Raw genomic sequence first — 25,733 nt, forward strand, 5'->3', positions numbered from 1 at the left:
AAGTCAGAAAAAGCAGCAAAACGTGTAGGCAATAATGTATATGTTTTTCTACGAGATGTCCTAAAACTACCAATCAATCGAGAGAAAAGCGGTCGCCGTCGTCCCTTCAATTTTGAGGTGCTAGGTTACGCTTTTGTATCGAGCTATAAGAAAGGTGCTAAAGGACAATACCAACTTGTTGCTAAACGCGATTCATGGAAAAAGCTGAAGACAAGTCTCAAAGAGGTAACTCGAAAAACTACTCCCATGAGTTTTGATGAACGCATCAAGAAGCTCTTAGAAATCCAAAGAGGATGGGTGAATTACTTTAGTTTGGGCAACATCAAGCGAAAGCTTAAAAAGGTAGATGAATGGGTAAGAAATCGTCTTCGTTATTGCATCTGGCACCACTGGAAAAAGGTGGAAAGGAAACGTAAAAACTTAATACGTTTAGGAATATCTTATGATCAGGCTTACGCTTGGAGCAGAACGAGGAAAGGCGGTTGGGCAGTAGCTCAAAGCCCTATTCTTATCACCACAATCACCTTAGAGAGACTTGAGAAAAGAGGGTATATTTCTATGTCCTATATCTACAAAAAGTTAACCGAACGGTAATCAACCGCCGTATACGAGGCCCGTATGTACGGTGGTGTGAGAGGCTCTCCCCGTCATTTATTGGCGGGGCAGTCTACTCGATTAGCGGTTTTTTTAGGGTTACGCTTTTAAAAAGTAACCTCGAAGTGAATAATCTGGTTCTTTTAATCTCCATTTTTGACCACAATAATTACATTCATAAATATAACTACCATCATCTTTATCCCTGATCCCATCTGGTTTAAATTCTGAATACTTTATATAATTTTTCCCAAGTTTAATAGTTAACTCTAAGTCAAACTTTAACCATCCTTCTTCAGTTGGAAAAGATTTTATTTCAGTGCTAAAACACATATCGCACATTTTCTATAAATATTTATTTTTAAAAATATTAAGAATTACATTGATAATGCCTATTTACTATTCTTCATAGTCTTTAGAATATCTTAAATTTCTATGCTATGTACTTTCCAAATATATACCCCAAACACAATTAGAAAATTCACCAGCGGCGAATTGTATTTCTATATTTTCTTTAACAATCCTATATATATTCAATTTATAATCTTGTCCATACATTGGATCTTTTATTTGGATAGAATTTCCTGTGCCTTCCCATTGATAATCCCATATATTTAACTCTTTTAGTTTAAATGTTTGACCATCAATGATAGTTGCTTTATGTTTCCAGATACCACTCATATAATAACCGCTAATGTAATGGCTAAACTACGACCAGCGGGCGTGTCGACCGGTGGATGGAGGTTAGCTAATGTTGTAAACTTTTTATTCTAACCTAGTTCCGTTTATTTGACTTAAGAATTGATTATAATATAACCTTAGTAAGTCTCTTTCAGATTCAGTAATCATACTATTGTGTGCAACCAAGTTTCGACATCTTGCTAGCTCGTTTATTTTTGAAGTCACAAATGCTTGGTCAGGAAAGAATGTTTTAAAGTCATTCCAATTATTAATAATAATATCTCCAAGTTCTTTAAAGTCAAGATAGAATAAATCAGAATCACCTCTGACACAAATCCACTGATTTTTAGCTTCTTCTTGCTTTCTTTGATCAATCTTTCTTCTTACTGAACCTGAAATGGAAAATGTATTGAAATACTCTTGACCATGATTCTCTTTACCTACTTTTTCTATAAAAATTCTTAGAGTATTTTCTATACAATACAAATAGGAATATACTTCGGACATTTTCTGCCCATTAGCTTTTATGTTTTCTGGTAACGATTGAATTATCGCGTAGGATTCGTTTTGTGTAATTTGATTTAAGTCGTCTAGAAGTGTTTTATTTGCTGTCACTGAATCAAGAAGTGGACTTATTTCAATATCTGTCACATCAAATCCTACTTCTTTAGGCATTACCAATTCACAAACTTCCAAAAGCATTTTTTTTTCTTCCTCATTAATTTGTCCTATGATGTCAAATGGCACATACAAATAAATAGTTGTCATCATACCATTCCATCTTCTTTGGGAAAAAGAAGAGGATTCAGAAATAGTACATTTCCCTTTCTTTAATTTGTCTGATAAAGTTTTATTTTTTCCTTCAAGAACTTTAATTATAGCATTAAAGTATTTTTCTTCATCTGGTTTTATATATGTAAAATCACTCATTTTTTAATGGTTTACAACATTCGATAAACACCATTGTTCACTTTATTCCAATAATGTGACATAGTGGCGTATATCCATTATAGTAAAATAGTTTACTTTTCTCTCACTAAAAATAGCATTCACATATTAATTTTCAAATATATCGTATTGCTATTTTTAGATGTGTTACAAATTCACTCAGAAATTTGTAAAAACTGCTCTTCTATATTTATTTTTTCATGTGAATATCTTCATAAAAATCTCTATTTAGTCTTTTAGTTGTATAAAAACTAAAGCGAATACGCGTCTTATTATCAAATTTGCAAAATGCTGGAGATTTATCCGATTTGTAATCGTTTATACACGTTTATATTTGCTTATTATTAGAAAATTTGAAATTAGGATTCCATTACTTCCTATAATTTTTTATCTAAGAAATGACCAGCGTTTACCTTTGTATTTAAGAAACCAAACCTCAACCTAATTCGGAAACTTCAAATCCATCAGAAAAATTTTTAGAGAAAGCCACAACCCAATATCAACCTTAAGATCGAAGTAGATTCCGTTGTATTGAGTGTTGTAGAGGTCAAGGTTTTCCCTTAGGTAATACAAAAAGAATAAGCAGTGCTATTTTTGAATGTTATCAACCAAAACTTTTTTAAAACCAGTTGCCAATGATTTTTTGTTCAAAAACGACAAAAATCACAAAAAACTTAATGTTGTCATTAAAATGTGCGCATTTCGTGAAAACCCTCTAAATGGGCTCTTAAAACGGGTTTTTTATTGTTTTTAATCTATGCATTTATGTTTTTTTGATGTGTAAAAATGTCTTAATTTCACATTTGTTTATTGCTAAAAATGGATCAAATGCAACTCTTTCTAGTATACTTGAAGTGTTATTTTACATGCGATTAGAAATCAATATACCTATTAGAATTACGAAATGAAGAACTTGTACTTGATCAGTTTACTACTGTTGATTACTACTACAGCTTTTTCTCAAGAAAAAGACCAACGCCCTAATATCATCTATATAATGTCAGATGATCATGCGTTGCAGGCCATCAGTGCTTATGGGCATGAGATTTCAAAGGTTGCACCTACGCCTAACATTGATAGAATTGCGAAAGAAGGAATTCAGTTCAATCAAAGTTTTGTGACCAACTCTTTATGTGGGCCGTCAAGAGCGACGATGCTTACGGGTAAGTACAGTCATAAAAATGGTTTCAGACATAACTCAGATACGTTTGATGCTTCTCAAAATACTTGGGTAAAAGAGTTGAACAATGTTGGTTATGCAACGGCTATTATCGGTAAGTGGCACTTGAAAAGTACTCCAGAAGGATTTGATCACTGGAATATTTTAAACGATCAAGGAGAGTACTATAATCCTGACTTCATTTCTGGTGGAGATACTACTATGGTAGAAGGGTATACTACTGATTTAATCACTGACTATTCGTTGGAATGGTTGGAAGAGCAAAAAGACAAGAACGAACCATTTGCTTTATTGATTCACCATAAAGCACCACACAGAAACTGGATGCCTCCATTGAGATATGCGAATGAGTTTGACAATGTGGAGTTCCCAGTTCCAGATACTTATTTTGATGATTACGAAGGGAGAGTAGCGGCATCTACGCAAGAGATGAACGTTTACCGTGATATGCAAGAAGGACATGATTTGAAAATGTCTGTAGAGGAAGGAAGCGACGAATGGAGAAAAGATATCTGGCCTCACTTATTTGCACGTTTAACGCCTGAGCAAAAAGAAGGATGGCACAAGGCTTACAGAGCCAAAAACGACAAAATGCACCAAGCAAACTATTCTGAAAAGGATTTGGCACTTTGGAAATACCAACGTTACCTTCAAGACTACTGCGGTACTGTAAAAGCAGTAGACGAAAACATTGGTAGAGTTTTAGACTACTTAGATGAGAATGGTTTAGCGGAAAATACAATCATTGTTTATACTTCAGATCAAGGTTTCTACTTAGGTGAGCACGGATGGTTTGATAAGCGTTTTATGTACGAAGAGTCTTTCAAAACACCTTTAGTAATGCGTTATCCTAAAGAAATCAAAGCTGGTAAAGAAGCAGAGGCATTCGTTCAAAATATTGACTACGGTCCAACTTTCTTGGATTTTGCAGGGGTAGAAGTACCGGAAGATATGCAAGGAACTTCTTTAAGAGAAATCACGAAGAAAGGTAAAACACCAAAAGATTGGAGAGAGTCTGTTTACTACCACTACTATGAGTACCCTGGTTTCCATAAGGTAAAAAGACAGTATGGTGTAAGAACACAAGATTACAAGTTGATTCACTTCTACTTCGATAACGATGACTATGAGTTCTATGATCTTAAGAAAGATCCTCAAGAAATGAACAACGTGATCAATGATCCTGCATACGCAAAGCAAATCAGCGAGTTGAAGGTAGAGTTAGCACGTTTGATGAAAGAAGCGGATGAGCCTGATTTTGAAGAGTGGAAAGACACGAACTACAGAAAAGAGGCACGCATGAAAAAGCGTAAGGAGATGATGAGACAGAAGAGATTGCAACAGAAAAACAACAGTAAATAATTTTGACAATAATGGTCTTAGCTACTATGAAAACTAAAACTATATTATCAATTTTTGGATGTGGACTACTTTTTATCTTGATGGGTTACACCTATAGTGTGACCCGTCTAGAAAAAGAAGAGGCACGTTTCCAGAAAGACAAAGCGATCTTTGAGGAAACGCATAGAGCATCTTTTGATTACTTCTGGGAATTAGGACACCCTGTTTCAGGACTTACACCTAGAAGATCATTAAAAAACAAGAAGTATGAAATTGGTATCGGAGCATCAGGTTTCGGTATTCAAGCCATTATTGTTGGAGCACACAGAGGTTGGGTGACAAGAGAGCAAGTCTTGAACCGCTTGTTGAAAATGACGGATTTCTTAGAAAATAAGGCCGTTCGTTATCATGGTGTTTACCCTCATTTGATCCACGGTAAAACGGGAGAGTTGATCCACTTTGGTGGTCAAGATGGTGCGGACATTCAAGAAACATCCAACTTAATGATGGGGTTATTGATGGCAAGAGCTTATTTTGATCAAGATACGCCAAAGGAAATCCAACTGAGAGAAGAGATTACAAAATTGTGGGAAGCGGTAGATTACACTATGCATGAGCATCAAAATGCGTTGTGGTGGAATCACTCTTACCAACAAAAAGAGAACAAAGGCCTGAAGTTGTTGATGAAAGGGTATACTGAATCAATGACAAGTTATGTTTTAGCATTGGGTCATCCTTCAAAAGGAATTAAAAAGAGTTCTTATAGAGGTTATGTGGAAGGTAGAAACTTTGTAAACGGTAAAGAATACTACGGTTATACCTTAGACGTTGGAAAGCCAAAAGGTGGACCATTATACCTTGCTCAAACTCCTTTCTTGGCGTTAGACCCAAGAGATATGGAAGACCAATACACTTACTATTGGAAGAGAAGTATCAATCACTCATTGATCAACTGGACGTACTGCAGTAAGTTCGCTCCAAAAGAATTCCAATACAATAAAGTAGATTGGGGCTTAACAGCTTCTCAAACTCCATCAGAAGACGGTGGTTATAACAACATGGCAGGGCCAGGTCCAAAAGACAAAGGGGTGATTGCTCCTTCGGCGGCATTGGGTGTATTCCCTTATGTGCCTTACCAATCGATGTTGGCGTTGAGAAACTTCTACGAAAACCATAAAGAAGGACTTTGGGGAGAATACGGTTTCAAAGATGCTTACAGCAAGAAGCGTGATTGGTATTCTGACCGTTACTTAGGTTTGGATCAGGGAAGAACAGTGATTATGATGGAAAATTATAGAAGCGGTCTTTTCTGGGAATTGTCTAAGAAAGTTCCTGAATTACAAGTGGCTTTAGGTAAGATGGGGATCAAATCTCCAAAACATAAGAATGGCTTCCCGTTAGCAGTGATCGAGAAATCATCTAAATCAGTTCAATTATATCGTCATCCTGATTTAGAAAAGTATCATCTTGATTTCTACACAGACAAGGATGCAAGCATTTCATTCTACTTGAAATCTACTAAAGCAGAAAAGAAGTTGGAGATCCAATCGGAACAGAAGTTTGAAGCAGGTTTACATCAACTTCAGTTCGAAAAAGATAATATTCTAGCTGGTACAAAAGGCATTTTAGTCATGAAAATGGGTAAAAAAGAAATTGAATTACCAGTTCAATTATTCTAACTACTATCTATATTGGTCGCTTTTATTGTTTAAGATGATCTTTTTGTGGAGCGTACACCATAGTTAAAACTATGGGTAAGTGATAGAAGAACCTGTCCAAGACTAAAGTCTTGAAGTTTCATAACGGAAATAACACTTCAGTGTTGTTGGAGTCGGTATCACCTGCCCATGACTTTAGTCGTGGTGCACGAACCACAAGAAACGCTGGTAATGTGTCTTGCATTACGTACACCATAGTTAAAACTATGGGCAAGTGATAGAAGAACCTGTCCAAGACTAAAGTCTTGAAGGTTCATAACGGAAATAACACTTTAGTGTTGTTGGAGTCGGTATCACTAGCCCATGACTTTAGTCGTGGTGCACGAACCACAAGAAATACATCACATTTTAAGGCAATAAAAGCCCATTATAAACACAAAAAATACATTGCAAAAGAACTAGTTGAATACGGCTAGATCCACGCTAACATTTCAACATTGAATTACAGAACTATCTAATAAATTGAATATGAAAAAACTTTTATTAACGGTTACAGCCTTATTTTTAGGCAGTGCTCTTTACGCTCAAAATATTGAGGAGAAGGTAGAGAGTTTATTAAAAGAAATGACTTTAGAAGAGAAAATTGGTCAGATGACACAGTTTACATCTTCAGGAGACGTTACAGGTCCTACACTTAGAGGAAATGTAGAAAAAGAAGTGAAGGCAGGTAATGTTGGTTCATTATTCAATGCATTTACAGCTTCTTATACAAGAAAATTACAAAAAATGGCCGTTGAGGAAACACGTTTAGGTATTCCTTTATTATTCGGTTATGACGTAATTCACGGTCACAGAACGTTGTTCCCTATTCCACTAGGAGAGGCAAGTTCATTTGACTTAGAGGCGATGGAAGAAGCGGCAAGAATTGCAGCCGTAGAAGCTTCAGCAGAAGGTATTCACTGGACATTCGCGCCAATGGTTGACGTAAGTAGAGACCCACGTTGGGGTCGTGTGATGGAAGGTGCAGGTGAAGACACTTACTACAACAATCTTGTTGCAAAAGCAAGAGTGAAAGGTTTCCAAGGCGATGACTTATCAAAGGAAAATACAATCCTTGCTTGTGCGAAACACTTCTTAGCCTACGGTGCTCCAATTGCTGGTAGAGATTACAATACAGTGGATATGTCATTACAAACATTGCACGAAGTGTATTTACCTCCATTCAAAGCGACTGTTGATGCAGGTGTTGAAACATTCATGACTTCTTTCAACGAAATCAACGGTGTTCCAAGTACTGCCAACCCTTACTTATTCAAAGATATCTTAAGAGATCAATGGGGATTTGACGGAATGGTCGTAACGGATTATACTGCTATCAATGAGTTAGTTCCTCACGGTACAGCTAAGGATTTAGCACACGCAGGTGTTCAAGCTTTAAAAGCAGGTATCGACATGGATATGGAAGGTGCTGTATTCTTAGAGACTTTAAAAGAGTCAGTAGAAAAAGGTGATGTAACAGAAGAGGAAATCAATGTTGCAGTAAGAAGAATCTTAACGTTAAAGCACAAATTAGGTCTTTTCGAAGATCCTTACAGATACTCTGACGAAGAGAGAGAAGCGCGTGTAGTGTTGTCAAAAGAGCACAAACAAGCGGCTAGAAAAATTGCTAGAAAGTCGATTGTATTATTGAAAAACGATAACCAAGTTTTACCATTAGACTTAGAGAAGCAAACAAAGATTGCGGCAATCGGTCCATTGGTAAAAAGCAAAAAAGACGTTTTAGGCGCTTGGAAAGCGAAAGGTTCTCCAAAAGATGCGAAGTCATTATTTGAAGGTTTGAAAGGAGCAACAAAAGGTAAAGCGGAATTACTTTACGCTAAAGGTTGTGACATGAAGAGCGATGACAAAAGCGGTTTTGCTGAGGCTATTGAGGTTGCAAACCAATCTGACGTTGTTGTATTGGCGATCGGTGAGCCAAGAACAATTTCTGGTGAAGCAAAAAGTAGATCAGACATTACTATTCCAGGTGTTCAAACTGAATTATTGGAAGCTTTAAAGGAAACAGGTAAACCTATCGTAGTGGTATTGATGAACGGTAGACCGTTAGCACTTGAGAAAGAAGATGAGTTGGCAGATGCAATCCTAGAGACATGGCACTTAGGTACTATGGCAGGTCCTGCTATCGCTGATGTGATCTTTGGTAAATACAACCCAGGTGGTAAACTGCCAATGACTTTCCCAAGAAACGTTGGTCAAGTGCCAATCTACTACAATGCGAAAAATACAGGTAGACCATTTGATCCAGCACAACCATCAGGTTACAAATCAAATTACTTAGATGTACCAAACAGCCCATTGTACCCATTCGGTTACGGTCTGAGCTACACTACTTTTGAGTATGGTGAGATTACATTATCATCTGATAAAATGACAGATGAGGCCATCACTGCATCAATCGAAGTAACAAACACTGGTAACTATGACGGTGAAGAAGTGGTACAAATGTACATCCAAGACGTAATCGGAAAATCAACTCGTCCATTGAAAGAATTAAAAGGATTTGAGAAGGTTTTCATTAAGAAAGGCGAAACGAAGAAAATCACTTTCACTATTGAAAAAGAAGCGTTGACGTACTTCAGATGGGATATGTCTGAAGGTGTTGAAGCAGGTGATTTTAATGTATATATCGGAACAAACTCTGATGATGTGAAGTCGGCTACTTTTAATCTGACAAAAGACTACGAAGCATCAAAAAACTATAATCCTATCGGATCAAAATAAGCATAAAACAAAGCTGATGACTGGTGAAAGCCAGTTGTCAGCCCTCTTTCTATACACTAAATTTATAAATGAAATGAAGATCAGACAGCTCTTTTTTTTAACGATAGCGACATTGCTATTGGCATCCTGTCAAAAAGAAGACAGTACTATGTACGTGGGTGCACCAAAAGACCTCCGCTATATCGGCATTGGAGAGTACTTTTGTGGTGAGCCATTTACTACAGATCAGCCGTCAGTTTTTTCCGGTGGAGAAGAAGTAAGATTCTCTCTTATTGATGTAAAATCTGACGATTACAAAGGTGAAAATTTAATTGAAAACTTTAGAATTCATAGCGGAACGGGAATTATTACTATTAGAGATTTTAACGACCTTACTGTTGGTCGCTACACAGTAGATGTAGAAGTAAAAAACAGTATGGGAAGCACGACTTTCACAGATGTTCTTGATTTTACAGCAGATCAATCGATCCCTCAAGACATCATTTACATGCCCAACATTTATTCATTCTATGGAGATGATCTTGAGGTAGCTACAAGCCGTCCGAATGTAAAAGGCGGTGGCCCTTACGAATTTACACTTTCTAACTTTTCGGATGTCTTTGCGATTGATGCAGAGATTGGTAAAGTGAAATTACAACAAGCGTATCCTATTGGAGAGGATGACATTGAAGTGTTTGCATTGGACGTTAACGTTGAGAATGCGTTAGGTGCTTTATCAAAAAGAACGGCGGTGATTATTGAGGTAATCGGTAAAAATGTAGGCCGTCTATTCTACAACGCTATTTCTTTCTTAGGTTCTCCAACTTCTTACGGTTTACAAAATGCAATCAATACCAACACTTATGGTGTAGTAGAAAAGGAAATTGATGGCGAAATGTATTCCACTGAATTGGAAGAGGGCAACAATGGTCCGAATTATACAGGTGGTTTATGGAGAAGAGCATGGTCAGGCGTTGCTTTTGATTTTGAAAACGAAGAAGGTTTTGTTTCAGAGAAAATTGTAAAAGCGTACTGGTCATGGAATCAGGAATCAAGAGCTGATTTAGTTTCTGATGTCATTGATTTGACAACGGTCAATGAGGAAGCTTATGTAGATGTGACTGGATTCTGGAGATATACAGGTGGTGCTCAAAATGTCAATCAGCATTTAGGAGTAATGGTTTGTAAAGCTTCTGATTATAACGAAGAGGCGCCAGAACAATCCAACTGGGTGTTGCTTGAAAACGATATTTCTGAGCATTTAATGATGTATACAACGGCGATCATCAATGAAAAGCAATTAAAGGCAGAAGGAAATCATCAAGTATCTATTCCATCTGAATTTTTAGGAGAAGAAATCAGAGTGGCGTTAAGAGCCGATTTCTTCAACCCTGAAGTAGGTGCGTTGGCAAGAAGATTTTATATCTACCAACTACAAGTAAGAGCAAAATAATTCAGCAAACTAAACTTCCTGAAGAAATGAAAGACTTAACTAAAATAAAACTATCCTTGCTACTAATTGGATGTATATTCTTTTGTACTCCGTTAGTTTATGCACAGGGAAATTATATAAAAATTAAAGGTACTGTAACAGGTGATGACGAAGAGTCAATCCCAGGTGTGAGTATCAGAATCAAAGGTACGCACAACGGTACTGCTTCAGACTTTGAAGGTAACTACTCATTGAGAGTAAAACCTGATGCTCGTTTATTGGTGTCTTATGTGGGGTATCAGCCACAGGAAATTCCAGTAAATGGCAGAAAAATTATTGATATTCATTTGATTGCTGAAGTAGAGGAACTAGACGAACTAGTGGTAGTAGGTTATGGTAAGCAAGATGCTAAAGAGGTATCAGGTTCCATTCAATCTATGGTGATGGGGGAGGAAGTAAACTCTATGCCAGCGGCATCATTTGATCAAATGTTACAAGGTCGTATGGCGGGTGTACAGGTTTCAGCTGGTGAAGGTGGACCTGGTCAGGCGATGAACTTTGAAATTCGTGGTGCCAATACAATTACAGGTAGCTCGGCTCCATTATATGTAGTGGATGGTTTCCCATTAGAAGACCCTTCACTGTTTACGTTAGACCCCGCTGACATTGACAGAATTGACGTATTGAAAGATGCTTCTGCTACAGCAATTTACGGTTCAAGAGGTTCGAATGGTGTAATCTTGATCACAACGAAAGCAGGTATGAGTGGTAAGCCAGTCATCACTTTTAATACAAAAGTAGGTGTTTCTCAAATTCCTCAGAACAGAAGAATGGAAACATTAAACGCACGTGAGTATGTACAATTACAGCACGACTTAGGTGGTGGTGACCCTTGGGGTGAAGTTGGAAACTACACGGATGCAGACATGACGAACTGGCAAGACGAGATTTTCACTACTGCTCCTTTCCAAAACTACAATGTATCGATGAGAGGAGGTTCAGACCTTTCTAAATTCTTCGGTTCAGTAGGTTATATCAATCAAGCGGGTACATTGATGAACACTGGTTTTGAGCGTATCAATGGTCGTTTCAAACTAGATCAGAAATTAGGGAAGAGAGTGAATATGAGTATGAACGTGAACTACGCTCATACGGAACATAAAGGACAGAAGACTTCTACAGCAAGTGTATCGGCGATTAAATCAGCCATCATGTTTAGACCAATGACGCCAAAGAACGGTGATTTGGATGATGATGATGAATTAAGTGCAGGTTTCTATCCTCCAACACAGACACTAGAAAATACAGATCGTTCGGAGATCTCAGACGTAATGCAAGCCAATATTAACTTTGATGTTGATATCGCAAAAGGTTTGAAATTCCGTTCGCAGTTAGGTTATCAAATCAACTACACTCAGGTAAAAACGTTCTTTAGAGAAGGAACTAACCAAGCGGATAGAGGTAGTGATGGTATCAACGGTCATGTCTCACAAATTAGAGCACAAAACTATATCAACGAGAATACTTTATCGTATGACTGGTCGAAAAACGGTCATAAGATCAATGCACTGACAGGTATCACATTCCAAAGCAGTAATAGATACAGATTCCAAGCTACAGCCATTCAATTCCCATTGGATGATCTTGGATGGGGTAACATCGGTTTAGGCAATGTTGCTAAAATGCCATCTTCGGCACAAACAGGACAAAACTTAATGTCAGGTTTAGGTCGTATCAACTATGCTTACAAAGGAAAATATATCCTTACAGCTTCAGTAAGAGCGGATGGTTCATCAAGATTTAAAGAAGGGAATCGCTTTGGTATTTTCCCATCAGTTTCAGCGGCATGGAGAGCAGGTGACGAAGACTTTATTCAAAACTTAGACGTATTTTCAGACCTTAAATTAAAAGCAGGTTTGGGTACTACAGGTAACAACAGAGTAGGTGATTTTGACTTTATCCCTACCATGGCTGTAGGTCCAGGATACTACTTCGGAGGACATTATCACTCAGCATTCTACCAAGAAAAATTAGCCAATACAGACTTGAAGTGGGAAACTACTCAACAGTTCAACGTTGGTGCTGAAATGGGCTTCTTGAACAACCGTTTATTAGTGGATGTTGAATACTACTACAACTTAACGGACAACCTTCTTTTCGATGCAAAAGTGGCTCCATCAACAGGTTACACACAAGTAAAACAAAACATTGGTGCGGTAGTCAACAGAGGTGTGGAATTGAGTATCAATACGGTGAACGTACAGACGAAAAACTTCAAGTGGACGTCGAACTTCAACATTTCATTTAATGACAACGAAATCAAAAACTTATCTTACGGTGAGGACTTCAGATTATATGATCCAAGCGTAGGCGGTATGTTTGCGGGGGAATTGTACTACGGTCTTTTCGTAGGAATGCCAATGACGCAAATGTACGGTTACCGTTATGACGGTATCTATCAGATGGATGATTTTGTTAGAAACTCAAATGGTGAGTTAGTATTGAAAGACGGGGTTCCTGGTTTCGATTCACAAACAGGACAAGTAAGACCGGGTATGCCGAAATACAGAGACGTGAACGGTGACGGTGTAATTGATGAAAATGACAAAGAAATCATCGGTAACCCTAACCCAAGACACTTCGGTGGTTTTACCAACAACTTCACCTATAAAAACTGGGACTTAAGTATCCTTTTAACTTGGTCAGTAGGTCAAGATGTATTCAATGGCAACATGGCTGATTTTGGTGTAGTAGGTAACCAAAGAGGTAGAAACTACTTGAAAGATGTGGGTGACCGTTGGACATTGAATAACCCTGTCGGTGATGGTGTTTGGGGTGCTCCAGGTCCAGGACAAGAATATACTTATCAGCAAGTGTACGGTGGTCATCAAATGAGTGATTACTTTATCGAAGATGCTTCTTTCTTAAGAATCAAGAACATCACATTGGGTTACACATTTGAACCGCAAAAACTGAAAAAGCTGAGAATCGATAAGATGAGAGTTTACGCTTCAGTAGACAACCTTTGGGTATTTACTAACTACTCGGGTTATGATCCTGAAGTATCTGTCAGAAATCAAGCGATGTACAGAGGTATTGACTACTCATCGTACCCAGCATCACAATCATTTATTGCAGGTTTCCAAGTTTCTTTCTAATAGCTACAACCATGAAAAATAATTTATTAATACTTATAGCCTTGATCATTTCGTCTTGTTCTTTCCTGGAGATGGAACCAAAAGATGAAATCAGTAGAGATGATTATTATAAAAACGACAAACAAGTTTACCTCGCACTATCAGGTGCTTATGGATCACTAAGAGATATCTATGATCAAGATTTCTCGATCTGGTTCAATGTGGGAACGGATGAAATGTTGTACAGAAGATCTTTATTCAATCACGAATTGACAAAGATGTCTTACAATGAATCAGACGTTGACTTGAACCGTATTTGGACAAGAAGTTACAGAGGTGTGAACAGAGTCAATGACTTGATTCAAAACTTAAGTGAAAGAGATACTATTGAGAATTTATCAAGAGCCGATCATGATTTAATGATTGGTGAAGGTCTGACGTTAAGAGCGTTATACTACTTCAACTTGGTAAGAGTATGGGAGCACATTCCATTAAGATTGGATCACTTTACGGATATTGATGGCAACTTGGATATGTTGAATTTACCCAACACGCCAGCTCCAAAAGTATACAATCAGATCATTGAAGATTTGGACAAAGCCATTACACTTTTAAATGACCGTCCAAAAGAATACGGAAGAGTAAGTAAGCAGATTGCACACGGTTTGGCCGCGCGTGTTTACTTGACAATGGCAGGAGCAAGAATCCAAGGTGGAGATATTGGTCGTGATGTTTGTCTTCAAAAAGTAATCGAGCATACGAATGCAGTAACAGAATTTGGTTACCACTCACTTTTACCTGATTACAAAGAGGTTTTCATGAACCAGATTCAAGGTATTCGTAGAGATGTGGAAGTAATGTGGGAAGTTGACTTTACAGTAACGGAAGGCCGAGATTTAGGCGGTAGAATTGGTAACTTCAACGGTGTTCAAATTCAGCTGACTACAGGTACAATGCCATTCAGTATTGGTCACGCTTACATCACGCCATCAATGCACAAAAGCACTTATGGAGCGGATGATACACGTTATGAGTGGAACTGCGCCAACTTCAGTTTTAATTACAGAAACGATGAATTTGTAGCTACAAATATTGGTAACGAATTACGCTGGTTCCCAGGTAAGTGGAGAAGATTAGACAGAGGTAGAGACCATAACGGTGAGCTAGACGGAACGGTAGAAACATTAGAAAACGGTGTAATTATCAAAGATAGAACATCGATTAATTTCCCAATCTTACGTTTCAGTGATATCCTATTGATGCGTGCTGAAGCAAGCTACTTATTGTACGGTGCAGGTGGACAAGCTACAGCAGATATTGAAGCGGTTCGTGCGCGTGCCAATGCAGGTTCATTGAGCCAAGGCTTGAGTGATGCCAATCAAGACTTTATGAAGTTGATTCAAGATGAGCGTAAAAGAGAGTTGTGTTTTGAAGGACATAGACGTTTTGACCTAGTGCGTTGGGGAATTTTACAAGAGACAATGCAGGAGGTAAGTAGAAACGTGAGATCTAATAAAGATTTCCGTCCAGACAACGAGGAGCACTTGGCTTTCCCTGGCGAAAGATGTGAAGAGAAGCACGTAGTTTTCCCTATTCCAACGGAAGAATTACAATTGAATTACAACATCAAACAACACCCTCTTTGGTAATCTATAAATCTTAGAATCATGAAAAAATTAATATATATCGTTTTCGCATTCGTCATCACAAGTTGCCTTACCAACCATGAAGTGGACTTTGATGTGCCGAATGTCGCTCCAGAAAACCTATTATATCACAGAAATGACCTCACCGTAGCACACAACAGAAGTGTACAAGGTGATGCTCCAGAAGTGATTTCTCAAGGAACGCCCACTTTTGATATCGAAAGTGTGGCATGGTTTGAGGATTCTGTAAGAATCGATGTTTCAGATGAATTGAATCCTTTTACCATTGATATTGAAACAGGTCAATTATCTTTAGAACCTACAGATGAAACGGCTTTAGGGAAATACCATGTGAATGTCATGGCCTCTAATGAATATGGAACATCTACTTTTGAAGATGCTTTCAGAGTAATGTTAGTAGACAAACGCCCTGAACTTTCTTTAGAGACAAAGAAAGATTCTATCATCATTTTTATGGATGAAGCGGGTACTCCTCTTACGACTCAATTGGAAAGTATCAGCGTGATGGCTGAAGGTGTATTTATGTCAGATATCAATGTTACAACTTCACCAGCATTGCCTTCTGCAACTACAATTACGGTTGATGCAAATGGTCGGTTCAATATTAGAGGAAACCTAGAGGAGGTTGATTATGAAATCACAATCAGTGCTGAAAACGAATATGGTGCATCTGAAAATAATCCTTCATTCACGTTATACACGAAAACGCTGAAAATTGTAGAGCGTGATATGTTTGTAATGAATATTGAAGAAGGTTTAAAGCCAGATAATCAAGATGAATTCATTTTTGCAGGCATGGATTTTATGAAGATTGAAGGACCAGAATTACCAAATGGTCAGACATGGTGGAACATCGCAATTGATAGAAACAACCACCCTGATGCAGACCGTAAGGAGAACTTCATTACAAGAAACTACGCTAGAAATTACGATGGAGTTTCTACAGCAAAACACATGATTGTATCGCCTTCATTAGCAACAGAAGGGATGGAAGTAATGACCGTTGACATCGGAGCCATGTTTAATAACATTACAGGCGTAGGCGGAGAGCAAAGAATTGAAGCAAGAATAGTGAGCGAAAGTGCTTACCAAGAAGCTTTAACTTCAGGAAATATCAACAACGTTTACGAAAACTGGACATTGGCATTCAACTCTGCTGATTTCCAAACGGACGAAAAGAAATTATTTATCCATAATTCTTCAGAACACAGTAACCTTTTTGAAGGAGAAGATCTTAGAGTAGTCGTAGTACTAGTTCACGGATTGACTTCAGCAGTTAACAGAGGTTATATGGGTATTGATGAATTAGAGATCAAAGGAAGATTTTTAGAAATCGATTAGTGTAGTTTATTTACTCAGGTCCCTAAATGAAATAGGGGCCTGTTTTTACAACTTCAGGGTTTTTATGGTGATTAGAAATCAGGAGATTTCTGATGATCTATAGGACACGAATGACGCTAACGCTAAACATTCGCGCCATTGGGCTGACTACCGTTATCGTAGGGTAGTACTTCCCGGCCTTGAAGGGAAAAGCGTTAAGAATTTCATGGAATGAGCCGTTAAAAATGATTTTCTTGTTTGAGCGTAGCGAGTTTAAAATCATTTAGGCGAAAGGAATGGAATTTAGCTTTTGACTTCTAAGCCTAGATTTTTTTGCTTCGTTTTTTCATCAATGGAAAAAATGAAGAAGAAGGAAGTTTGGAAGTAGAACTTTGAAATTTTGCACAATAAAAGCCACCTCTTCACTCTCACAATAGATACAATAATTATGAAAAAGTCGATTTTACTAAGTTTTATACTACTGAGCATTTTACAGCTTGCACAAGCCAAAACACCACCTAATGTTGTCTTGATTTTTGTAGACGATATGGGCTGGGGAGATGTGGGGTATCACGGAGTAAATACAATCCATACACCTCAAATTGATCAGCTGGCAAACGAAGGAGTTTACTTCTCACAAGGTTATGTAACCGCTTCAATTTGCGGACCTTCAAGAGCAGGGTTGATCACTGGAAAATACCAGCAACGTTTTGGATGTTTTGGTAATAGTAAACACGGTATTCCAAACGAAGAAAAATTACTTTTCCATTACTTAAAAGAACAAGGTTATCAAACCGCTTCCATTGGAAAGTGGCACCTTGGGGAGGGAGAAGGAAGATTAATGCCTAATGAACGTGGAGTAGATTACTTCTATGGTTTTTTAGGAGGATCGCATGATTATACAAAATCAGCAAAAGATGAAAATGTAAAAAGAAGTTTGTTGAAACCTATTTATGAAAACGGGGAAATACAGCCTCCAATTCAAAATGACAATGGGTATTTAACGGACTTATTTACAGAAAAAGCCATTTCTTTTATTGATAAAAATAAAGAAAATCCTTTCTGCCTTTACTTAGCATATAATGCGGTGCACCACCCTTGGCAAGTGCCTCAAAAATATGTAGATGCTTTGGATCACCTTGAAGTAGGAGAGGAAAGAAAACATTTTGCGGGGATGGTCTATGCTTTGGATGTAGGGATTGGTCAGATTAGAGAAGCACTGAAAGAAAATGGCATCGATGATAATACCATCATATTTTTCATCAGTGATAATGGAACTCCCGCAGGTCAAGGTTTTAAAGAACCAAGACGTAAGAAAAGAGGAGAAACAACCATGTCTTCACCAGGACCTTTCAATGGTTTCAAAGGTTCAACTTACGAAGGAGGAATCCGAATTCCTTTTATCGCTCATTACCCAAAGCATTTCCCAGAGAATAAACATTCTGAAGTTCCTGTAATTTCTTTGGATGTATTACCCACCATTTTAAATCAGATTGGTAACGGTTTGGGGAGTGATGAATTAGAAGGAAAAGACCTTTTGGAATTAATTGATGGTGAAGAAGAAAGGCCATTATTTTGGGCAAGAGATGGAGACATTGCGGTACGATATCAAGACTGGAAATTATCCATCAATAATAAACAAGGTAGTGGAGCTATAGAGTTGTATGATTTGAAAAATGATCCGGGGGAATGGAAGGATATTGCATCTAGTAACCCAGAAAAAGTGAAGCAGTTATTGCACTTTTTTCAAGAGTGGGATCAAAAGAATACAAAAGTCACGAACCATAACGGTTTAGCTCCAAAATACAGAGCAAAAATCGAAAAGTATTTGGAAGAGTTAGGAAGATAAAAGTGTATGTTTCAAGTGTTAAGCGATAGCGTCACTTGGAACTGATTATTGGCGAAGTCTCACGACTTCGAAAGGAAGTATAAGTCAAAATTACTTCGAAGTCAGGAGACTTCGCCAATGCTTATCACAAGTGACGCCTATCGGCTTAACACTTGCGATATGGAGTTAACACTTGAAATATAGAGATCAGAAATCATACCTAAACACTTCCTAACAATTGAACTAAATTCGATAAAAAATATCTATTTTTATACTATAAGAACATGAGAGATTTTCCATTAAAAAGAGGGTCAAATCATGCGCTAAGAACTGAAACTACTTTCATGAGAATCACGATAAAAAGGCATATAGTAACTTTTTTATGCACATTATCAATTCTAACAACATACGCAACTTCTAACAATGCAACGCACCTTACTGTACGTTTGGATGATTCATTGGATGAGCAAATTTTGAACTTGGAGAAAATTCCTTTTTGGGAAGATTCATCAAGGTTGTTGACGTATGAAGAAATGATACTGAAGGCACCGAGTTTTAATACCATTGAGAGATATTCGAAAGAATCTTACAATGTTAATTCTGCCTATTGGTTAAAATTATATATCGATATTGAAGAACATAACAGCAAGTCATGGACATTGGAACTGTATGATCAATCTATTGATGAAATTGTATTCTTTTTACCCCAAAAAAGCGGTGAAATCAGAAAGGAGTTTATGGGAGATAGTTATCTTTTTGATCAGAGAATTTATTTCCACAAAAACTTTATCATTCCATTAAATAACGATATAGACTACACAAAGCCAATCTATATTAATATCAAATCCAATCATAAAGTTGATTTACACGTCAATATTCGTAGTACAGAGCGTTTGATTAAGCATGCTACACTAGAGTATCTTTGGTTTGGTATCTATTATGGAGCGATTCTTATTATGTCATTTTATAATTTTATGCTTTGGCTGAGTATCAAAGAATCAAAGTATTTAATTTATATATTACATATTTTAACGGTAGGTGTTTTTAATGCTTCTACTGACGGAACAGGCTTTCAATTTATATGGAGCGATAATCCCAGCATCAATAATTATGTGATTACATTATTGAGTTATGCGGCGGCGCTATCCTTGATCTTTTTTATCAAAGAAATGATGAAGCAGGAGGCGAAAACTGTCAAGTATTTTCGTTATATGAATTACTTAGTGGGTATTGTGACCTCTATTTTGATTATAGATTTATTCCATTTCAATTCTCAGTTTAGTGATGTCATGTTGATTGTGACCATTGTGGGGCTGACGGTAATTGTAGTAAAACTAAGGTTTGAGAATAAGAAGGTTTCCCCTTTCTATATTTATGGATTGGCAGCCATTTTAATTGGAACTGTTTTTCAGATGTTGAAAATCTTTGGGGTCATTCCGTTAACACCGATTACACAGTATACATTACGTTTCTCCATTTTCTTAGAAATGCTTCTTTTCTCTTATGCACTTTATGATTCACTTCGCCTTATTAAAGAAGAACAACAACGATCGAAAGATGAGGTGATTGAGCATCAGAAAAAGACAGAAGCGATGCAACTGAAGGTCATTGAAGAACAAGAAAAAACGGTTTCTCTGAAAAATAAAGTCAATGAAGAACTGGAGGAGAAAGTAAGGGAAAGGACGATTTCTTTAATGCAAAGTGAAGAAAAACTCAAGGAGGCATATCGTAAACTGGAAGAAAAATCGGAGCGTTTAAATCTCATCAATAGAACCCTTGATGTCAATAATAGTAAGTTGAAAGAAGGGATCAAAAAGGAGAGGGAAAAGCGATTTATCCATAAAATCATCAGCTTGGAAGAGTTTATGGAACTGTTTCCGGATCAAATTTCATGTAAAAGATATTTGGACAAACAGAAATGGGAGAAAGGTTTTACTTGTAAACAGTGTAATAATCATAAGCAATGTAATGATGATAATACTTCAGGAAGTGCTCAGTTTTCAAGGCGTTGTTCAAAATGTGGTTATGTAGAATCAGTGACCAGCAATACGGTCTTCCATCATGTGAAGTTTGATTTGACAAAAGCTTTTTACCTGTCGTATATCTTCCGTTATCACGAAAATGAATTTACCAATATTGAGCTAGGAATACAGCTTGATATGTCAAGAAATACAATTGCGAAATTTAAGACTAAAGTGAAGTCTGCCAACGAAAATAAATTACTACTACCAACTTTTGAGTTGTTTGAAATGGCTTAGAGCATATTTGAAATAGATATTTTAGAAGTAAAAATTTTCCATTTTAGGTTGTGAGGAAATTAATTTCTGAAAAAATAGTGGTTCTATAGTTGATGAAATTAATAAACTCACGTTCTGAAAGGGTGGATTTTTACTAAAATAGATGTTTTAAACATGCTCTTAATAACCAATTGAATGATATGAAAATTACAAGACTACTAAGTACTATAGTACTGCTTCTTTGGAGCGGTTACTTATGGGCTCAAACACCCAACTTTATCGTCATCATAGCAGATGACTTAGGTTATTCGGACGTAGGTTATCATGGTCTGCGTACGGATATTCCTACTCCTAACATTGATGCTTTAGCCAATAAAGGGGTACAATTTTCTGAAGGATATGTTACAGCCCCGGTTTGTGCTCCATCAAGAGCTGGGTTACTGACGGGTGTCTACCAACAGCGTTTTGGGTTTAAAGATAATCCAGGTCCTTTCCGTCCTTCTCCAGAGATTGTACCGGGAATCAGCCATGATTATCCTACTATCGCTCAGGAATTAAAGAAAGTAGGTTACAATACAGCGGCCATAGGAAAATGGCATTTAGGAGGACAAGAAGACAACTCATTTATTCCAACAGGTAAAGGTTTTGACTACTACTATGGTTTCCTTGGTGGTGCATCTTCGTATTATTTTGAAGATCATGCGACACAATTTTTCTTAGAAAATGATCAGCCCATCCAAACACCAAACCGCTATTTAACATCATTGTTTGGCGACAAAGCCGTAGAATATATTTTACAGCAAGACAAGACAAAACCATTCTTTATGTATTGGGCACCAAATGCCGTTCACTCTCCACTACAAGCACCTGAAGAGGTTTTAGAAAAATTCAAACATATCAAGGATCCTAAGCGTCAAAAGTTGGTGGCCATGCAATATGTGATGGATCAGAACATTGGTAGAATTGTTGATGCTTTGGAAACGAAAGGTTTGATGGACAACACCATGATTGTTTTCATCAGTGATAATGGTGGAAAACCACATGAAAATGCGTCTTACAACTTGCCATTGAACGGGGCAAAGGGATCTCTTTTTGATGGTGGCATCAGGGTGCCTTATTTCATGTATTACCCGAAGATGATCAAAGAGGGACAAAAATACGATGAGATGGTGAGTAGCCTTGACATTATGCCGACCTTCTTATCATTGGCCAATGCGAAGTCAACACAAGAATTATCAGGTGTGAATTTATTGCCTTATATCTCTAAAGAAATTACTGAAAAACCACATGATAAATTATATTGGAAAAACGCCAACAAATGGGGGGTACGTGATCAAGATTGGAAACTATTTTATGACCAAGACAGTGATAAGGTAAGGTTGTTTCATTTGGCTGAAGATGCTTATGAAAAAGAAGATGTTTACGATCAATACCCTGGGCAAGTAGAACGTTTATTGAAAGCATATCAGGAATGGGATTATCAAAATGCCTCTTTTTCATGGGGATGGAATCCTGCGGCTATCGGAAAGTACAAAACGGAGAATCAATTTACTTTTGAACGTTTAATTTCTGAAAAACTAGCAAGTGAAGAATTCGCAGATGTAATGGTAGTTGAAAATCCAGCTAAAACCGGAATCAATACATCCAATAAGGTTTTACATCTAAAAGTAGATCAACATCATGAGAAATATTTCTTAAGTGCCCGTCATTCTCCTATGATGAAAAGAGGGAATAAGGTAGCCCATATTAAGGTGAAGAGTAAACAGAATTTCCGTTTGAATCTGACTATGATCGATGACAAAAAAGGAAATGTTTCTGCCTACGCTCATAAAGAATACAATGGTAATGATGAATGGCAAGATTTAGTTTTTGATTTCACCGATTGGAAAGGAATGAAGTCGAAAGGTATTGAACTTTCATTTGAAGGATTGGAGAACAATGAAGATATCTATTTGGATGATATTTGGTGGAATGTTCAGAAGAAGGAAATCAAAAATAACGAAACGGTAAGAGTAGAGAATATTCAGGTTTACAAGAGTATTTTCCAGAAAGACAAACAAGTACTGGTTTGGAAACCAATTCCTAATGTAAATGCCTATACAATCTACCATAATGACGAGGTGATTGGTTCAGCAGATCAGCATTTCCATCTAGTGCCAGTGGATTATCAATTGAAAGACATCAAAGTAAAAGCATCAAAAATAAACTAAACCATGAAAAAGATTTACAAAATTGCGATAGCGATAGCAATTTGCATCGGCGCTAGAGTAGCACAAGGACAAACGCCGAATATCTTATTAATCACAGCGGATGATATGGACTACTATTCGTTAGGGGTCAATGGGAGTAAGGTAGATGAGATTACACCTAACTTGGATAAACTAGCTGATGAAGGTGTTCGTTTTACCAATGCCCACGTAACGGTAGCCGTTTGTCAACCTTCAAGAGGTGTAATCGGTACAGGTAGATACCCTAATAACAGTGGTATCTTAGGTTTTTATAATACAAAAGCCTCTGTTCCAACTTTAGCGGAAGAACTGAAAAATGGAAAGGGATATGAAGTGGGTATTTTAGGAAAAGTAAGCCACTCCACTCCAAAAGACAAGTACATTTGGGACTACGAACAAGATGCAAAAGACTTAGGCAGCGGACGTGGTACACAATTGTACAGAGATCATTTTCAGAAGTTTGTACAGCAAGCCAAAGCAGGTGATGCTCCTTTCTTTATGATGGCGAATTCACATGATCCACATCGACCATTCTTTGTAGATACTCCAAATTATGAGAATGGCGGAAAAAAACGTCCATCAAGAATTTATACTACAGATGAAATTGAAGTACCTGGCTTCTTAGAAGACCTTCCAGAAGTAAGAGAAGAGTTGGCTGCTTATTATTCTTCCGTGAGAAGATGTGATGATGTTGTGGGTGCATTTATGGAAGTATTGGAAGAAGAAGGTGTTGCAGACAACACCATCGTTGTTTTCCTTTCAGATAACGGAATGGCTTTCCCTTTTGCAAAATCAAATGTTTACGTTCAATCAACAAGAACACCATTTATTGTAAAATGGCCAAAAGGCATCAAAGGCGGAAAAGTAGATGAAACACACCTTATTTCAATGGTAGATTTAATGCCTACTTTATTGGAAGCAGCAAAAATTGATGCGCCTAATAAATTAGATGGTAGAAGTTTCTTCCCATTATTAAAAGGGAAAAAACAGGCCGATAGAGATTATGTATATACGCACTATAATGAAAATATTGGTAGCAGAGCCTACACCATGAGAGCGGTTCAGTCAAAAGACTACCTTTATATTTTCAATCCTTGGGCAGTGGGTGGAAGACAATATAAAACGTCATCAATCAATGGTGCTTCTTTTAAAGCGATGCAAGCTGCCGCTGAAGGTGATAAAGAACGTGAAGAAAGAGTGGACTTCTGCCTTTTCAGAACTGTAGAAGAGTTTTATGATTTAAGTAAAGACCCTCATGCTTTAAACAACCTAGCAGGAAATGCAGAATATGTAGAGCAACAAAAAGCAATGGAGGAAGAAATGGTTAGAAGTATGAAGGCCACTAATGATCCAATGTTAGAGCTTTATAGACAAAAAAATGATGAGGCATTCTTGATTAAAGAAACTCAAAAAATTCAGAGAGATGCCAACATGAGAAAGAAAGCAAGAAGAGCTAAAAAAAATAATAAGCATTAGTATTTCATAGCATTAAGTGAATAGACTTTTTTAATTAAGTAAAATCCTGCTTCATTGAAGTAGGATTTTTTTTGCCTTTTAAGAACACAGTAAACTAAGTTTCGAATATTTAGAAATAAGAAGATTTCTGTTGATATGTAGGATACAAATGACGCTATCGCTTAACATTTGCACCAGTGGAGTTACTACTCTTTTTATTTGACCCCGGTCTTGAAGGGAAAAGCATTAAGAATTTCATGTATTGAGCCGTTGAGAATGATTTTGTTGTTTGAGCACAGCGAGTTTAAAATCATTTAGGTGAGAGTAATGGAATTTAGCTTTTGACTTCTAAGCCTAGCTTTTTTTGCTTCGTTTTTTCAGTAATGGAAAAAATGAAGAAGAAGGAGGCTTGAAAGTAGATCCTATTAAAGTTTGTAGAAGGGTTGATTGAAAGTTAATGATAATTATCTCTTAGTTCTTATATACAAAAAATCCCACCTTAACAAGGTGGGATTTTAAGTTAAATTAAAGCAAACTATTGTATATATAATAATGTCTAAAACTTGGGAGTGTATATATTTTTAATCAACCCAATAAGGCTGATATTTTCTATCATTTTTTTCGATCAATTGTTTCTGATTGATTACAATACAAACATACGTTGACTTTTAGTATTTGTAAAATCGATTATTCCTATACTGCTATAAGTTAATCCTATAACATTATTAAAAACGATATATCCTCGTAGTTATCGTGATGTATATGGACGACAAAAACACAAAAAATCCTACCTCAATGAGATAGGATTTTAGGCTAATTTAAAAGCAAACTATTGTATAATTAACTATTACTAATGTCTAATACTGGGGTGTAATTTTATAGCTTAGATCAATCCAACAAGATCGATGCTTGGTTTTAATGTATCATTGCCTTCTTTCCATTTTGCTGGGCAAACTTCAGAAGGATTTTCAGCCACAAATTGAAGTGCTTTTAACTTTCTCAATAATTCCTCAGCATTTCTACCCACGTTACCTGCCACTACTTCATAAGAAACGATTTCGCCTTCAGGGTTCACGATAAAAGTACCTCTTTCTGCCATTCCGTCTTCTTCAATCATTACCTCAAAACCTCTTGAAAGCACACCTGTTGGATCTGCAAGCATTGGGTAATTGATTTTTTTGATTGTTTCAGAAGTATCATGCCATGCTTTGTGCACAAAGTGAGTATCTGTAGAAACAGAGTAAATTTCAGTACCAGTCGCTTTGAA

Annotated in this window: 16 protein-coding genes; 12 read left to right on the top strand and 4 right to left on the bottom strand. The window is 37.1% G+C overall.

Annotated elements, in window-relative coordinates; all coding sequences use genetic code 11:
• On the top strand, window positions 1–594 hold a 594-nt coding region (locus PL77_RS27635; RefSeq protein ID WP_044212686.1), incomplete at its 5' end, for a group II intron maturase-specific domain-containing protein.
• 99 nt (window positions 595–693) lie between these two features.
• Here PL77_RS27635 and PL77_RS27640 read toward each other — a convergent pair.
• The 3 genes from PL77_RS27640 to PL77_RS27650 form a co-directional block, all read right to left on the bottom strand.
• Window positions 694–927: a hypothetical protein gene (locus tag PL77_RS27640; RefSeq protein ID WP_044212689.1), complete on the bottom strand. Its 234-nt coding sequence runs from the start codon at window positions 925–927 to the stop codon at window positions 694–696.
• 105 nt (window positions 928–1,032) lie between these two features.
• Window positions 1,033–1,275: a hypothetical protein gene (locus PL77_RS27645; protein WP_044212692.1), complete on the bottom strand. Its 243-nt coding sequence runs from the start codon at window positions 1,273–1,275 to the stop codon at window positions 1,033–1,035.
• An 84-nt stretch (window positions 1,276–1,359) separates the two neighbouring features.
• Window positions 1,360–2,205, bottom strand: a complete 846-nt coding sequence (locus PL77_RS27650) for a Swt1 family HEPN domain-containing protein (RefSeq protein ID WP_044212695.1) — start codon at window positions 2,203–2,205, stop codon at window positions 1,360–1,362.
• Between the two features lie 922 nt (window positions 2,206–3,127).
• Between PL77_RS27650 and PL77_RS27655 the strand changes: the two genes are divergently transcribed.
• The 11 genes from PL77_RS27655 (at window position 3,128) to PL77_RS27705 (ending at window position 24,487) form a co-directional block, all read left to right on the top strand.
• Window positions 3,128–4,765, top strand: coding sequence for a sulfatase (locus tag PL77_RS27655; protein WP_044212697.1), 1,638 nt, complete (start codon window positions 3,128–3,130; stop codon window positions 4,763–4,765).
• Window positions 4,766–4,791: 26 nt separating this feature from the next.
• Entirely contained in the window at window positions 4,792–6,423 is a 1,632-nt protein-coding gene (locus PL77_RS27660) for a glucoamylase family protein (protein WP_172665962.1), read from the top strand.
• A 507-nt stretch (window positions 6,424–6,930) separates the two neighbouring features.
• Complete coding sequence (locus PL77_RS27665) at window positions 6,931–9,183, top strand: glycoside hydrolase family 3 N-terminal domain-containing protein (protein ID WP_044212699.1); 2,253 nt, start codon at window positions 6,931–6,933, stop codon at window positions 9,181–9,183.
• A 73-nt stretch (window positions 9,184–9,256) separates the two neighbouring features.
• Window positions 9,257–10,615: a hypothetical protein gene (locus tag PL77_RS27670; RefSeq protein ID WP_156152577.1), complete on the top strand. Its 1,359-nt coding sequence runs from the start codon at window positions 9,257–9,259 to the stop codon at window positions 10,613–10,615.
• Between the two features lie 26 nt (window positions 10,616–10,641).
• Window positions 10,642–13,752 carry a TonB-dependent receptor gene (locus tag PL77_RS27675; RefSeq protein ID WP_052444789.1) on the top strand — a complete coding sequence of 1,037 codons (3,111 nt, stop codon included), beginning with the start codon at window positions 10,642–10,644 and terminating at the stop codon, window positions 13,750–13,752.
• Window positions 13,753–13,763: 11 nt separating this feature from the next.
• Window positions 13,764–15,380 (top strand): RagB/SusD family nutrient uptake outer membrane protein, encoded by a 1,617-nt coding sequence (locus tag PL77_RS27680; protein ID WP_082026767.1) that lies wholly within the window; start codon window positions 13,764–13,766, stop codon window positions 15,378–15,380.
• Between the two features lie 18 nt (window positions 15,381–15,398).
• On the top strand, window positions 15,399–16,739 hold the full coding sequence (locus PL77_RS27685; RefSeq protein ID WP_044212706.1) for a hypothetical protein: 1,341 nt from the start codon (window positions 15,399–15,401) through the stop codon (window positions 16,737–16,739).
• 427 nt (window positions 16,740–17,166) lie between these two features.
• Complete coding sequence (locus tag PL77_RS27690; RefSeq protein ID WP_052444790.1) at window positions 17,167–18,567, top strand: sulfatase; 1,401 nt, start codon at window positions 17,167–17,169, stop codon at window positions 18,565–18,567.
• Between the two features lie 323 nt (window positions 18,568–18,890).
• Window positions 18,891–20,804 (top strand): 7TM diverse intracellular signaling domain-containing protein, encoded by a 1,914-nt coding sequence (locus tag PL77_RS27695; protein ID WP_172665963.1) that lies wholly within the window; start codon window positions 18,891–18,893, stop codon window positions 20,802–20,804.
• 179 nt (window positions 20,805–20,983) lie between these two features.
• Window positions 20,984–22,993 (top strand): sulfatase-like hydrolase/transferase, encoded by a 2,010-nt coding sequence (locus tag PL77_RS31150; protein ID WP_052444791.1) that lies wholly within the window; start codon window positions 20,984–20,986, stop codon window positions 22,991–22,993.
• Window positions 22,994–22,996: 3 nt separating this feature from the next.
• Window positions 22,997–24,487: a sulfatase gene (locus PL77_RS27705; RefSeq protein WP_044212711.1), complete on the top strand. Its 1,491-nt coding sequence runs from the start codon at window positions 22,997–22,999 to the stop codon at window positions 24,485–24,487.
• 862 nt (window positions 24,488–25,349) lie between these two features.
• Here the strand turns inward: PL77_RS27705 and PL77_RS27710 are convergent.
• The coding region (locus tag PL77_RS27710; protein ID WP_044212713.1) for a redoxin domain-containing protein at window positions 25,350–25,733 on the bottom strand (384 nt) is incomplete at its 5' end.

Source organism: Flammeovirga sp. OC4 (genome assembly GCF_000812565.1).
Classification (GTDB): domain Bacteria; phylum Bacteroidota; class Bacteroidia; order Cytophagales; family Flammeovirgaceae; genus Flammeovirga.